The following is a 14,377-nucleotide window of genomic DNA, read 5'->3' on the forward strand; positions in this document are numbered from 1 at the left end:
ACATGTCCATGGTGGCGGCGAGGCAGGCTGACACGCAGACGGCACGGCTTCCGGAGGTCGACACCCCTTCACAGGTCGCGCCGCGCGACGCGCGTCGGCTGAGCCGGCTCTTCTTCGACCAGCTGGCCGTGCTGGAGGAGGGGACGGCGGAGTACAGCTACGCGCGCAACACGCTGATCGAGATGAACATGTCCCTGGTGCGCTTCGCGGCGTCCCGGTTCCGTAGCCGGGGGCCGGAGGAGATGGAGGACATCGTCCAGGTCGGGATGATCGGGCTGATCAAGGCGATCGACCGGTTCGAGCTGTCGCGCGAGGTGGAGTTCACGTCCTTCGCGATCCCGTACATCGTGGGCGAGATCAAGCGGTTCTTCCGTGACACCTCCTGGGCCGTGCACGTGCCGCGGCGTCTGCAGGAGGCTCGCGTGCAGCTGGCCCGCGCCACCGAGGAACTGCGCAGCCGGCTCGGCCGCACCCCCACGGTGCGGGAGCTGTCGCAGCTGATGTGCCTGGCCGAGGAGGAGGTCGTCGAGGCGAGGCTGGCCTCCAACGGCTACAACTCCGCCTCGCTGGACGCCACGATCGGCGCGAGCCCCGACGGCGAGAGCGTCCTGGCGGACTTCATCGGAGCCGAGGACGGTGCGCTGGAGCTCGTGGAGGACTTCCACGCACTCGCCCCGATGATCGCCGAGCTGGACGAACGGGACCGGTGCATTCTTCACATGCGGTTCGTGGAGGAGCGCACCCAGGCCGAGATCGGCGAGTTCCTGGGCGTCTCGCAGATGCACGTCTCGCGGCTGCTGTCACGTCTGCTCGGCCGGCTGCGCGAGGGCCTGCTCAGCACGAGCTGAGCCGCCGGCGGGCGGCGGCGCGTACAGCGACCGCAGCACCCTGCGCACCCGGTGGACGATGAAGGCCGCCATGGGCAGTTCGACGAACACGGCGAGCGCGGCCGCCCCCCACACGTCCGGGGTGCCGAACTCCAGCGACACGTCGAACCAGGCGTCGCACACCAGCAGTACGGCGCTGGCCAGCGCCGGGATCACCACGGCGCGGTGGCGCCGCCTGCCGAGGGCGGCGGTCGCGGCCAGCGCCACGAGCAGCATGACGTCGAACCCGACCCAGGTCGTGCGCCACGCGTGCACCTGGTGGTCGGAGGGCAACTTCAGGCCCAGGAGCACCGTCCAGGGGACGAGTCCCAGCGCGGACACCGCGAACAGCTCGACCGCGTGCCGGCGGCGCCGCTCGTCGCGGTCCTCGGTCGCCCTTCGGCCGGTGTCCATAGCGCCTCCCGAGCGTCCGCCGACACCGGCGTCAACCGGGCACAAGCCCTTCGGTATTTCCTGTCCCGCACCCTGAACAGGCATTTCGGACGTGAGACGCAGCACAGGGCGGCCGTTGACCCCGCGTCGAGGAAGTGGTTGAGTGGCTGAGCCACTCAACCACCTGATGCGGGGGGCGGGAATGGAAGAACTGCCGCGCGAGACGATCGTCGATGTCCTGGAGCAGCGACTGCGCGAGGACATCCTCGCCGGACGCCACCCGGCCGGGAGCTATCTGCCGCCCGAACGCGAACTGGCCGACGGCTTCGGCGTCACCCGCACCACGCTCAAGCACGCCTTCGGCAGACTCGTGAACGCCGGACTGCTGGAGACACGGCACGGGGTGGGCACCCGCGTACGCGACTTCCTCCGCCTGGGCGGAGCGGACCTGCTGCCGATGCTCGTGCGGCACAGCCCCGACTGGATCGGCGAGATCTTCGAGGTGCGCCGCAGCGTCGGCGCGCTCATCGCGGAACGCGCCGCCGGGCGCGCCACCCCGGAGCAGGTCGCCGAACTGCGGCTGCTGCTCGCGGCCGTCGGACGGGCCGAGGGAGGCGACCGGGTCCAGCTCGCGGACGCCGAGGTGCACCGGGCGCTGGCCCGCGCCACCGGGAACAGGGTGTATGTCCTGCTGACGAACACCCTGTTCAACGCGTATCTGCCCGTGCGTTCGGCGCTGGTCGGGCCCTTCGAGGACTCCGGGGTCGCGCACGACCGGCTGGCCCCGGTCGTGGACGCCGTGGCGGCCCGCGACGAGCGGGCGGCGCGCGTCGCCGCCGGCGACTACCTCTCGACGACGGAGCGCATCATGCTCGAAGGGCTCGCACGGCGGCGCCAGGACGGTGCCCGGTGACGGCGCGCGGCACCACGTTCGAGGAGACGATGCTCGGAGGCGTGCGCCTGTCGGACGAGGAGCAGGACCGTCCACTGCGGCTCGACCTCCGGGTCAGGACCGCAGGGGTCCTGCTGCCGCACCGCACGACACGGGCCCGGGTGACCGGGCGGGTGCGCATAGCCGGGCGGGCCGACGACGCGGGCGCCGAGGGCGACATGGAGATCTCGCCGCTCGCCCGCCACCGGATCCGCTACCGCCTCACCTTCACCATGGAGGGCCGCGAACTCACCCTGGACGGCTGGAAGTCCGTCTCGCCCAGGCACCCGCTCACCTCGATGACCGTACTGCCGTACACCCTGTACGAGGACGGCGGACGCGTCGGCGAGGGCACCCTCCGCTTCCCGCTCGCAACCGGCCTGGTGCCCTTCCTGACGAGCTTCCGCTTCCCCCGGGCGGCGGCCGGCGCCCCTGCCCGCGACGCCGCCTCCGGGCACCTCGCGCCCCGCTGGGACGGGAAGCCGGGCCGCACCGAGGTCTGGTACACGACACTCACCGACACCTCGACCGGAACCGGGATCTGGCTGCACCACGAACTGGTCGCCCCCACCGACGGCACCGGCGCCCACGCGCACGGCTGGGCCGCCGTCTTCCCGCGCGACGCGGCCCCCGAGCACCACCGCTTCGGGCCCGTCCCCTGGCAGGGCCACCCGCACGGCTTCACCACCGAGGCCGTGTGCGCCCTGCCGGGCCGACTCACCGGCCGTGCCGGGACCTTCGCCTGGGACCTCACCGAAGACCCCGACGGCCCCCCGCTGCACACCTTCCCCCGCTGGTCCTGGCGGCGCCCCTGGCTGCCCGCCTCCCAGATGCTGCCCGCCGCCCGCGCCCGCTACAGCGGAACCGTCCGGTACGGCACCACCACCCTGCGCCTGGACGACGCCCCGGGCGCGAGCGCCCGCATCTACGGACACGGGAACGCCCGCCGCTGGGCCTGGCTCCACGCCGACCTGGGCGGGGGAGACGTCCTGGAGATCGTCGCCGCCGTGTCCACGCGCCGCGGACTGGACCGGCTGCCCCCGCTGGTGTTCCTGCGGCTGCGCCACGGCGGCCGCACCTGGCCCCGCCGGGCCGAGCGGTCGGCCGTGGGCTGGGCGGGAGCGGGCCGCTTCCGGGCGGACCTCGGCCTGCCCGAGTGGCACGTCACGGGCACGGTGGGAGCGCGGCGCGTCCACGTCACCGTCACCCAGCCGCCCGAGCGCACGCTGGCCCTCGACTACACCGACCCCGACGGCTCGCGAGCCGTGTGCCGCAACAGCGAGACGGCGGACGCGGTGGTACGGCTCGAACGCTGGTGGGGCCGTTGGCGGCCCGAGAGGACCTGGCGGCTGTCGGGCACCGCGCACGCGGAGGTCGGTGAGCGATGAGCCGCCCGGCCCCCACCTACCTGAGCGGACTCACCGCCGCCCTGCTCGCCGACGACGGCACCGCCGACTGGACCCGGGCCGTGCCCCGCCGGCTTCAGACGCTGCTCGACGCCATGCCCGCCCCGGCGCGCACCGCGGTGCGCGCGGCGGCCGGAGCGATCGACGCCTACGCCCTGGCCCGGACCGGCAGACGCCTGGCGGCCCTCCACCCGTCCGAACGGGAGGACGTCATGGCCTCGTTGAGCGCCCGCCGCGCCCTGCTTCCCCTGCTGGACGCGGTCAAGGTGCCGCTGCTGCTGGCGGCCGGCACCGAACGGACCCTGCGCCTGGCCCCCGCCCGGGCGGTACCCGCCCCCGACGACCCCCCGCTGGTCTGCACACCCTCCCGGGAGTGGCCCACACGGTCCACCGCCGACGCCGTGGTCGTCGGATCGGGCGCGGGCGGCGCCATGGCCGCGCGGACCCTGGCCCGCGCGGGCCTGCGTGTCGTCGTACTCGAGGAAGGGGAGCACCACACCACGCGCTCGTTCGCGCGACGCACGCCCCTGGACCGCTTCACCGACCTCTACCGCGACGCCGGCGCGACCCTCGCCGTCGGCAACCCGCCCCTGGTGCTGCCGGTGGGACGCGCCGTCGGCGGCACCACCGTCGTCAACTCCGGCACCTGCTACCGCACACCGGAGCACGTCCTCACCCGCTGGCGCGACCACCACGGGTTCACGGCGGCCGAGGACCTCGGGAGCGAGCTGGACGAGGCCGAACGCACGGTGCGGGTGGCCAGGCAGCCCCTGGACGTCCTCGGCGACAACGGTCGCCTGGCCCTCGCCGGGGCCGGAAAACTCGGCTGGGACGCGGCCCCGCTGCGCCGCAACGCGCCCGGCTGCAGGGGCTCCTGCCAGTGCGTCGTCGGCTGCCCCACCGGCGCCAAGCAGAGCGTGCAACTGTCCGTGCTGCCCGACGCCTGCGCCGCGGGGGCACGCATCGTCACCGGCGCCCGGGTGCGGCGCGTCCTCACCGACCCGGACCGGCCGGGAGGCCCCCGGGCCGCCGGGGTCCGGGTCGGCCGGTCCGACGGCAGCGAACTGGAGATCCTCGCCCCGCTCGTCGTGGTCGCCGCCGGTGCCCTCCAGACCCCGCAGCTGCTGCGCCGCTCCGGCCTCGGTGGACACCCGCGGCTCGGGCGCAACCTCAGCGTGCACCCGGCGATCAGCGTCGCGGGCCGCTTCAGGGACCCCGTCCGAAGCTGGCAGGGCGTACTGCAGAGCGTCGGGGTCGAGCGGTTGCACGCCGACGGCATCCTGATCGAGGCCACCGCGGCACCGCCCGGCATGAGTTCGTTCGTCCTGCCGGGCGTCGGAAGGGAACTGCGCCGCGAACTGGAGGCGACGGATCACCTCGCCACGCTCGGCGCCATGATCGCCGACCGCCCCTCGGGCCGGGTCCTGGGCCGCGACCGCACCCTGCTGCGCTACGACCTGGCGCCACGTGACGCGGGCCGCCTGCTGCGTGCCGGGCGGGCCATGGGAAGGCTGCTGTTCGCCGCGGGCGCCGAGGAGGTGCTCACCGGAGTGCCGCACCTGCCGCGGGCCGGCTCCCCGGCCGAACTGGAGGCGCTGCTCGACGCGGTGACCGCGAGCCATCTGCACGTGTCCGCGTTCCACCCCACGGGCACGGTCGCCGCCGGTGGCGACCCGGAGCGGGCGCCGGCCGACCCCGAGGGCCGCCTCAGAGGGGTGAGCGGGGTCCTGATCGCCGACGGCTCCGTGCTGCCCAGCTGCCCGGAGGTGAACCCGCAACTGAGCATCATGGCGGCGGCGTCGGCCGTGACCAGGCGCGGACTGGAGGGCGCGCGCTGAAGCGGGGCGCGGCCCGCCCGATCACGGCTGGGCGGACGTGGAGTCCTGGGCCGGGGCCTTCTGCACCGTGCCCTTGCCCTGCTGGTCGGCCTCCTTGAGGGCCTTGAGGTAGTCGTCCGGCGAGAGCTGCGCGCACTGGGGCAGGCCGTTGTCCGCGCTGTTGTCCTTCTGCGCGACGATCGCGTCTCTGCACGCGGCTATCTGCTCCGCGCCGGCGGCTGCCGCGGACGCGCCGGAACCGGGCTTGGCGGGACCGTCGCCGCCCGAGCCGGCGAGCGAGCAGCCGGTCAGCGTGAGGACGGCGGCGGTGAACAGGCAGGCGGTGGCGGTGTGGCGCATGGTGCTCCTCGGACGACCAGGGTGGTGGGTGGCATCATGCATCCGAAAGGACACTTCGTGTGACGACGTGTCCGAGTTGTGACCCGCGACGCGTACGTCGGACTCGTACCGGGCGCTCACACCACCGTTGCGCGGCGTTCACACCGGGGCGGCCGCGCGCCCGGGGTCAGAGGTCGAGCACGACCTCGCCCCGGGGGCCGCAGCAGCAGACGAGGACCGTGCCGTCCCCGGGGCGTTCCAGGGGCTCGGTGGTGTACGTGACGTCGCCCGAGACCAGCGGTGTGGCACAGGTGTGGCAGACGCCCGTACGGCAGGACCAGCGGGTCGGGACGTCGCAGGCCTCCGCGAGGCCCAGCAGGGTGCCGTGGTCCGGCGACCAGGGGGTGCGGACCCCGCTGCGGGCGAAGGTGACCAGGGGGCCGGTGGCGGCGGGGCCGGCGGGCCGGTGCGGGCGCACCGCGGCGGTCGCGGTGACGCCGGGGTTGATCGCGGGCAGCGCGCCGAAGGCCTCGGTGCGGATCCGGTCGGGGCTGAGGCCGTGGTCCTTCAGCCGGCCGCCGAAAGCCTCCATGAAGCCGGTCGGGCCGCACAGGTAGGCGTCGGCGTCGGTGGGCACGCCCATCCGCGCCGGCGCGGCGGCGGTGGGGCGGCCCTGGTGGAAGCGGGGGTCCCGCGGTGGCCGGTCGGCCTCGCCCGGGGCCGTGTAGTGGATGTGCTCGTGCGCGACGGGCAGCCGCGCCAGCAACGCGTGGGCCTCCTGGGCGAAGACGTGGTGGGCCCGGTCGCGGGCGACGTGCACCCACCACACCGGGCGCGGGTCCCCGGTCGCGGCCAGGTGGTGGAGCATGGCGAGCACGGGCGTCGCACCGATGCCCGCCGATGCCAGGACGACCGGGTGCGTGCCCGGTTCCAGGACGAACCCACCGCGCGGACTGGCGGTCTCCACGAGGTCTCCGGGGCGCAGGCGGGTGTGGAGGTAGCCGCTGACCCTGCCCTCGGGCTCCCGCTTCACGCTGATGCGGTAGGCGTCCGTGCCGGGGCCCGAGGACAGGGAGTAGCTGCGTACCGTCGAGCCGGTGTCGCCGTCCGGGATCCGGAGGGACAGGTACTGGCCCGGCAGGGCCTCGGGCAGCGCCGAACCGTCGGTCGTGCCGAGGTGGAGCGAGGTGACCGCGTCGGTCTCCGGCACGATCCGGGTGACCCGCAGGGCTCTGAATCCCGGCCACCCCTGGCGCTCCGGGGGGCGGGCGGCCTCGGCCAGTTCGCGGAAGGACCGCTGCCAGCCCGGACTCAGGGCGGGAATGTCCCGTGCGCGTCGCAGCTTGTCCGGGTCCCGGTCCGGAAGGTAGAGCAGCGCGTCCGTGTCGGCGACGCTGAGCTCGTGCGGCCCCCGGGCGACCAGGGTGATCCCGTCGCCCGCCTGGACCCGGCCCTCGGTGAGCACGCGCAGGTAGAACCCGGGACGGTGGTGCGCGACGAGGAGGGCCGCCATCGAGGGTTCGCCGAGGCGCATACCGACGCGGTAGCAGGTGACACGCGGCTGGGTGACCTCGAACTCCGCCTCGCCGACGCGGTACCGGTCGCCGATGCACACCTCGTCGTCGGGCAGCCCCTCGACGGTGAAGTTCTCCCCGAACATCCCGAACGCCAGGTCGCCGCGGCCCAGTTGCTCGCGCCAGTACCGGTAGGACTCGGCCTGGTAGACGAGGACGGCACGCATCTCACCGCCGTGGCCGGCCAGATCGCCCTGGCCGTCGCCGTCGAGGTTCAGCCGCGCCACCCACGTGGAGCCCCGGACCGGCGTCTTCCACGCTCCGGTGCGGACCGTCCTGCCCTGCCAGGACACGTCCCTGGGCATCCCCACGTTGACGGACAGCAGTGTCGCCATCGCGGTTCTCCTGACGTGGACGGCGGGGTCGCCCCTCCTGGCGCCGGGCCTTGCGCACCGCGACCGAGTCTAGCCCCAGAAACCGGCAAACCGGACATGCGGTGGCCGGTGGGGCGGGACGCCGGTCAGCTCTCCAGCTCCGCCTTGTCCCCCATCACGACGACCGGGTGCTGCGCCGGGTCGAGCGTGTGGATCAGGCGCTCCATGGCCGACTTGGGCAGGCTGACGCACGCCGAGGTGCCGCTGCCGTGGTCCATGTGCAGCCAGATGTTGCCGCCCTTCGACTCCCCTTGCGGGCGCACGGAGCTGTTGGGCGGCGTGCCCTTGACCCGGTTGTAGTCGATGGCGATCACGTAGTCGAAGTCGTGCCAGTACGGCTTGGCCCAGGTGTGCGGGGCCTGGAACGAGGCCGACTTGGTGTAGGGCAGCTTGGTGGCCGGGGGGTCGAGCACCCCGCCGGCGTCGCTGAGGGTGAACACGCCCACCGGGCTGCGCTTGTCGTCCTCGCGGTGGTCGGTGGTCCAGCCCTTGCGCCCGTTGTGCGCCGCCCAGGACTGCTCGGCCCTCCAGGTGGAGCCGTGCTTGGTGTAGAGCGTGACGGTGGAGTCGGGGGAGTTTCGGCCCGCGCCGTAGACGGCCACCACCTGGCGGGAGCCGGACGGCACCTGCCGCCACAGCCGGTCGCCGATGCCCGGTATGCGCTTGAGGTCGGTCGTCCGCGGTGGCGCGTGGTCGCCCTGGTCGCGGGCCGCCGAGGCGCCGCTGTGCCCCGAAGTACCGCATGCCGCAAGGGGGATGGCCAACGCACCGCAGACGGCCACCGTGGCCGCGCGTATCGCACCGTTGTCTCGCATGCGCTCCATGGTCGCAGGCCGGGCCCCACCGGTCCGCACCGCCCCCGAGGCCGGACGCTACTTGTCGATCCGCAGCACCGACATCATTCCCGAGTCCTCGTGGTTCATGATGTGGCAGTGCAGGACCGTGGTGCCGGTGTAGTCCAGGAAGCGGATCCGGATGACCATGGTGCCGCGCGGGGGGACGTCCACGGTGTCCTGGAGGCCGTGGTTGGTCTGGCGCTCGCCGTTGATCCTCATCACCTGGAAGTTGTTCGTGTGCACGTGGAACGAGTGGATCTCGTCGCTGTCGTTCCTGATCGTCCACTCCTCCACGGTGCCCAGCCGCGACCGGAAGTCGACGCGGTGGTGGTCGAACTGCCTGCCGTTGATGAAGAACGCGGTGCCCGCCCTGTTCTCGGTGAAGGTGATCGTCTTGCGCCCCGCGACGGGCTCCGTCCCGAGGTCGGTCACCGGGGCGAACCGCGTCGGCAGGGCGGCGGCCCGGACCGGGGTGCCCCCGGACTCGACCGTCGCGAGGGTCGCCCTGGGGAACTGGTTCCCGGCCTTGCTCCCGGCCCTGCCGGAACTGAAGGGGAGGGTCACCAGTTCCGAGGTGCCCGCCCTGGGGCCCTGGACGAGGACGTCGTAGCGCGCCCCGGCCGGAACGACCAGGGAGTCGGCCGCGTACACCTTGTTCACCGGGAAGCCGTCCTGGGCGACGACGTGCAGTCTCGTGCCCGGCAGCGCCACCTTGTAGAAGATGTTCGCGCCGATGTTGGCGATCCGCCAGAGCTGGGTCTCGCCGGGCCGGATGTGGATGCGCGGGTTCAGCTGCCCGTCGACGGTACGGGTCGTGGGCGCGCTCATCTTCAGGCCCAGGGTCTTGATCTGGTCGCCGAGGAGCTGGAAGTCCTTGAGGGCGACGACGTGTTCGGTGACGCCGCGCAGCGACGCGGGAAGGAACCTGTCGAGGCCGTCCACCACGATGAGGCCCGACATCCCGCCCGCCGTCTGGGCGGTCGACAGCCCGTGCGGGTGCGGGTGGTACCAGTAGGTGCCCGGGGCCAGGTCCTTGGGGAACGTGTACGAGTAGGTGAACGTTTTTCCCGGCTGGACGTCGAGAAAGACGTTGTCCGCGGCGCCGCCGGGAGAGACGTGCAGACCGTGCACGTGCAGGTTCGTCCGCTGCTCCAGCCTGTTGTCGAACTCGATCTCCATGCGGTCCCCGGGCCGCAGGCGCAGGGTGGGCGGCATGTACAGCCCGTTGTACGTCAGCGCCCACAGGACGCGGCCGGCGAGGAACACCTTCTTGCGCTCGACGACGATCCTCGTCCGCAGCAGCCCTCCCCGGCTCACGATCTCCGGGGGGTCGCGCAGGTCTTCCGTCGCCCTCGCGGTCAGGGCCGGTGACGGTGTCATGGCCCAGGGCGCGGTCGGCGACGGCCCCGCCCGGCCGGGCACGTCCGTCGGCGGGGTCGCCTTGCAGCCCGCGGCCAGGGCGAGCGCGAGAAGCGCGGGACCGAAGACGGACAGCGTCCGACGGGCGTGCGAGGACACACTGGACTCCCAGGCGACGGTGACGCAGGGCGGGGCTGCCGTGCGAGCCGCCATCATGCACCGCGAATCGTTCGAAAACGGACATGACCCGGAAGGGTGGCCCGCTCATCACCTTGATGAGCGACGCCGCCGCGCGCGACCGAAGGCCCTCGCCGCCGTCCGCCCGGTCGGTGTGACGATGTGTGGGGTACGTCTCGTCGCGCTGTCACAGTCGCAGGTCAGGGGATCGCAAGGGACGGGGCCGGGCGTCGGCGGACGCCCTCCGGATGGCTCGCGGACCCGTCCGCGACTAGCGTCGTACTAAAATTCCCCGCTTGGTTGGAGCTGGACGGAAGATCCCAGGCATCCCTGCGGGCCCACCAGCGCCCCGGAGTATTCCGGGAACGACACGTGAGGACCCGATGGCAGCCCTCCAGCAAGGCCCCGCGCTCGCGCTGTCCGACGAGGAGAAGCATGCCGAGCCCGGCGGTCGCGCACGCTTCCTCGCCGCCTCCGCCGCACCGCCCCGGACGCTCGTGGACGTCCTCGACGCCACGGTACGCGCCTTCCCCGACGAGCCGGCCCTGGACGACGGTCGCCGAAGCCTGACCTACCGCGCCCTGGCCGCCGAGGTCGAGAACCTCAGGCGCCGCCTCGCGGACGCCGGAGTCGGCCTCGGCGACCGGGTGGGGGTGCGGGTGCCGTCCGGCAGCAACGACCTCTATGTGGCGATCCTCGCCGTCCTCGCCGCGGGTGCCGCCTATGTCCCCGTGGACGCGGAGGACCCGGACGAGCGCGCCGACCTGGTGTTCGGCGAGGCCCGGGTGCGCGCGGTCGTCGGCGCCGGGCATCGGATCACCGTCCAGGGGGACCCCGGCGTTCCCGCGGCCCGCCCCGGGGCCGAGCACGACGCCTGGATCATCTTCACCTCCGGATCCACCGGGAAGCCCAAGGGCGTCGCCGTCACCCACCGCAGCGCCGCCGCCTTCGTGGACGCCGAGGCGGACCTGTTCCTCCAGGAGGAGCCCATCGGGCCCGGCGACCGGGTCATGGCCGGCCTGTCCGTCGCCTTCGACGCCTCCTGCGAGGAGATGTGGCTGGCCTGGCGGTACGGCGCCTGCCTGGTGCCGGTACCGCGCGCACAGGTGCGCAGCGGCGCCGACCTCGGCCCCTGGCTGGTGGAGCAGGAGATCACCGTCGTCTCGACCGTGCCCACCCTGGCCGCGCTCTGGGAGCCCGAGACGCTGAACGACGTACGCCTGCTGATCTTCGGTGGCGAGGCCTGCCCGCCCGAGCTGGTGCAGCGGCTGGTCACCGAGGGCCGCGAGGTCTGGAACACCTACGGGCCCACCGAGGCCACCGTGGTCGCCTGCGCCGCCCTGCTCACCGGCGAGGAGCCGATCAGGATCGGGCTGCCGCTGAACGGCTGGGAACTGGCCGTCGTGGACGACGCCGGGCATCCGGTGGCCATGGGCGACAGCGGACAGCTGGTGATCGGCGGGGTCGGGCTCGCCCGGTACCTCGACGCCGCGAAGGACGCCGAGAAGTACGCACCCCTGGAGCCCCTCGGCTGGGAGCGGGCCTACCGCAGCGGTGACCTGGTACGGGCCGCCCCCGAGGGCCTGGTCTTCCTCGGGCGCGCCGACGAGCAGATCAAACTCGGCGGCAGGCGCATCGAACTCGGCGAGGTGGACGCGGCACTCCAGGCCCTGCCCGGCGTGGCCGGCGCGGCGGCGGCCGTACGGACCGCGCGCGGCGGCAACCAGCTCCTCGTCGGATACGTCGTCACCCAGGACGGCTGGGACCACACCGCGGCCGTCGAGAAACTGCGCGCCGCGCTGCCCGCCGCCCTGGTGCCGCTGCTGGCCCCGGTGGCCGACCTGCCCACCCGCACCTCGGGCAAGGTCGACCGCAACGCCCTGCCCTGGCCGCTGGAGGGTGTCGAGAGCACCGCCGCCCAGCTGTACGGCGCCGAGGCATGGCTCGCCGAGCAGTGGACCGAGGTCCTCGGCATCCCGGTGGCCGACGCGGGCGACGACTTCTTCGCGATCGGCGGCGGCAGCCTGGCCGCCGCACAGCTCACCACCCGGCTGCGCACCCGCTATCCCAGCGTGGCCGTCCTCGACATCTACCAGCAGCCGACCCTGCGCAAGCTGGCCCGCCACCTGGAGGCGTCGGCCCACGACGACGAGGCGCGGCGCGACATCGCCCCGGTGCCGGCGCGCGCCCGGGCACTCCAGCTCCTGCTGCTGATCCCGCTCTTCACCGTGCTCGGACTGCGCTGGACGGTGGTGCTGGCCGCGCTCGGCAACGCCCTGCACTGGTTCGGCCCCTACCCGTGGGCGCCGGCGACGTCCTGGTGGGCGGTCGCGGCCGGGGCCCTGCTGTTCTTCAGCCCGCCCGGCCGGCTCGCCATCGCGGCGGGCGGAGCGCGGCTGCTGCTGCGCGGCCTCAAGCCCGGCCGCTACCCCCGTGGCGGCGGCGTCCACCTGCGGCTGTGGACGGCCGAACGCCTCGCCGAGGCAAGCGGCGCCACCACGCTGACGGGCTCCTGGCTGGAGCGGTACGCGCGAGCACTGGGCGCCAAGGTGGGTCCGGACGTGGACCTGCACTCCCTGCCGCCGGTCACCGGCATGCTCAAGCTGGGCCGCGGCGCGGCCGTCGAGACCGAGGTGGACCTCTCGGGCCACTGGCTGGACGGCGACCGGCTGGAGATCGGCCCGGTCAAGGTGGGCGCGCACGCCGTGGTCGGCACCCGCAGCATGCTCTTCCCGGGCGCGCGCGTGGGCAAGCGGGCCGAGGTGGCGCCCGGCTCCGCGGTCGCCGGGCAGGTCCCCACCGGGCAGCGCTGGGCCGGTGCGCCCGCGCACAAGCTCGGCAAGGCCAAGCGCAACTGGCCCAAGGAACGCCCGCGGCGGGGCACCTGGTGGCGGGCCATGTACGGCGCCACCGGTTTCGCGATGACCGTGCTCTCGGTGCCCGCGGCCCTGTCCGCGCTCCTGGTGGCGCACGCCTTCGTCGACCCGGCGGCCGGTCTCGGCGCCGCCCTCGCCGGCGCCGCCGCGGCGCTGGTCCCCGCCACCCTCGCCTACGGGCTGACGTACGCGCTGACCCTGCTGATCGCCGTACGGCTCACCAGCGTCGGACTGCGCGAGGGCACGCACCCCACGCACAGCAGGATCGGCTGGCAGGCCTGGACCGTGACCCAGCTGATGGACCGCTCCCGCGAGGTCCTGTTCCCGCTGTACGCGGGGCTGATCACGCCCGTGTGGCTGCGGCTGCTGGGTATGCGGGTCGGGCGGCGCGCCGAGGTGTCCACCGTCCTCGCGCTGCCGAGCCTGACCACGGTCGGTGACGGCGCGTTCCTCGCCGACGACACCCTGACCGCGCCCTACGAGCTGGGCGGCGGCTGGGTGCGTGTCGGGCGGGCCGAGATCGGGCGGCGGGCGTTCCTCGGCAACTCCGGGATGACCGCGCCGGGCCGCAGCGTGCCGGACGGCGGCCTGGTGGGTGTGCTGTCGGCGACGCCGAAGAAGGCGAAGAAGGGCACCTCGTACCTGGGGCTGCCGCCGGTGAAACTGCCGCGCCCGGTGGCCGCCGGGGACCAGAGCCGCACCTACGAGCCGCCGGCCGCGCTGCTGTGGGCGCGCGGGCTCGTGGAGCTGTGCCGGATCGTGCCCGTGTTCTGCTCGGCGGGGCTCGCCCTGCTGACGGCCGCGGCGCTCAGCGCGCTCGGCGTCTGGGCGTGGCCGCTCGCCGGCGTGGTGTTCCTCGGCGCCGGACTGCTGGCCGGTGCCGTGTCCGTCGTGATGAAGTGGCTCCTGGTGGGGCGGCACCGCACGGGGGAGCACCCCCTGTGGAGCTCGTTCGTGTGGCGCAACGAGCTGGCCGACACGTTCGTGGAGGTGCTGGCCGTGCCGTGGCTGGCCGGCGCCGTGCCCGGGACGTCGCTGATGAACCTGTGGCTGCGCGGCCTCGGCGCCCGGATCGGCCGGGGCGTGTGGGTGGACAGCTACTGGCTGCCCGAGGCGGACCTGGTCACACTGGAGGACGGGGCGACCGTCAACCGCGGCTGCGTCCTGCAGACACACCTCTTCCACGACCGGATCTTGAGGACGGATACTGTGGTCCTCCGTGAGGGCGCGACACTGGGCCCTGGCGGAATCGTCCTGCCCGGCAGCACGGTCGGGGCCCGCACCACCCTGGGGCCCGCCTCGCTCGTGATGGCGGCGGAGTCCGTGCCCGACGACACCCGCTGGTTGGGCAACCCGATCGAGGCATGGCGTCCCCGCACGTGAACGGCAGGCCTCGTCCCCGGGGCGTGCGCGGCCCCCAGGGGCAGGA

The 14,377-nt window shown here is 73.8% G+C and carries 10 protein-coding genes; 5 read left to right on the forward strand and 5 right to left on the reverse strand.

Annotated elements, in window-relative coordinates; translation table 11 throughout:
- Window positions 1–2 precede the first annotated feature (2 nt).
- Complete coding sequence (locus AB0C59_RS19630) at window positions 3–848, forward strand: SigB/SigF/SigG family RNA polymerase sigma factor (protein ID WP_363006175.1); 846 nt, start codon at window positions 3–5, stop codon at window positions 846–848.
- Here AB0C59_RS19630 and AB0C59_RS19635 read toward each other — a convergent pair.
- Window positions 801–1,280, reverse strand: coding sequence for a hypothetical protein (locus AB0C59_RS19635; RefSeq protein WP_363006177.1), 480 nt, complete (start codon window positions 1,278–1,280; stop codon window positions 801–803). The genes AB0C59_RS19630 and AB0C59_RS19635 overlap by 48 nt on opposite strands.
- A 142-nt stretch (window positions 1,281–1,422) precedes the next feature.
- Between AB0C59_RS19635 and AB0C59_RS19640 the strand changes: the two genes are divergently transcribed.
- The 3 genes from AB0C59_RS19640 to AB0C59_RS19650 are packed head-to-tail and all read left to right on the forward strand — an operon-like array spanning window position 1,423 to window position 5,434.
- Window positions 1,423–2,172 carry an FCD domain-containing protein gene (locus AB0C59_RS19640; RefSeq protein WP_363006179.1) on the forward strand — a complete coding sequence of 250 codons (750 nt, stop codon included), beginning with the start codon at window positions 1,423–1,425 and terminating at the stop codon, window positions 2,170–2,172.
- On the forward strand, window positions 2,169–3,578 hold the full coding sequence (locus tag AB0C59_RS19645) for a hypothetical protein (RefSeq protein ID WP_363006181.1): 1,410 nt from the start codon (window positions 2,169–2,171) through the stop codon (window positions 3,576–3,578). Before AB0C59_RS19640 ends, AB0C59_RS19645 begins: the two co-directional genes overlap by 4 nt.
- Window positions 3,575–5,434 (forward strand): GMC family oxidoreductase, encoded by a 1,860-nt coding sequence (locus tag AB0C59_RS19650; protein ID WP_363006183.1) that lies wholly within the window; start codon window positions 3,575–3,577, stop codon window positions 5,432–5,434. Before AB0C59_RS19645 ends, AB0C59_RS19650 begins: the two co-directional genes overlap by 4 nt.
- Window positions 5,435–5,455: 21 nt before the next feature.
- Here the strand turns inward: AB0C59_RS19650 and AB0C59_RS19655 are convergent, their stop codons facing one another.
- From AB0C59_RS19655 to AB0C59_RS19670, 4 genes are all read right to left on the reverse strand, one after another.
- A complete protein-coding gene (locus AB0C59_RS19655) occupies window positions 5,456–5,773 on the reverse strand; it encodes a hypothetical protein (RefSeq protein WP_363006185.1) in 318 nt (105 codons plus the stop codon).
- Window positions 5,774–5,939: 166 nt separating this feature from the next.
- Window positions 5,940–7,661 (reverse strand): MOSC and FAD-binding oxidoreductase domain-containing protein, encoded by a 1,722-nt coding sequence (locus AB0C59_RS19660; RefSeq protein WP_363006187.1) that lies wholly within the window; start codon window positions 7,659–7,661, stop codon window positions 5,940–5,942.
- A 125-nt stretch (window positions 7,662–7,786) separates the two neighbouring features.
- Entirely contained in the window at window positions 7,787–8,515 is a 729-nt protein-coding gene (locus AB0C59_RS19665; RefSeq protein WP_363006189.1) for a hypothetical protein, read from the reverse strand.
- A 57-nt stretch (window positions 8,516–8,572) separates the two neighbouring features.
- Window positions 8,573–10,111 carry a multicopper oxidase family protein gene (locus AB0C59_RS19670; protein WP_363006191.1) on the reverse strand — a complete coding sequence of 513 codons (1,539 nt, stop codon included), beginning with the start codon at window positions 10,109–10,111 and terminating at the stop codon, window positions 8,573–8,575.
- Window positions 10,112–10,455: 344 nt separating this feature from the next.
- On the opposite strand from AB0C59_RS19670, the gene AB0C59_RS19675 reads away from it, so the two are divergent.
- Window positions 10,456–14,331: a Pls/PosA family non-ribosomal peptide synthetase gene (locus AB0C59_RS19675; RefSeq protein WP_363006193.1), complete on the forward strand. Its 3,876-nt coding sequence runs from the start codon at window positions 10,456–10,458 to the stop codon at window positions 14,329–14,331.
- Window positions 14,332–14,377 lie beyond the last annotated feature (46 nt).

This window comes from Streptomyces sp. NPDC048664 (assembly GCF_040650555.1).
Lineage (GTDB): Bacteria > Actinomycetota > Actinomycetes > Streptomycetales > Streptomycetaceae > Streptomyces.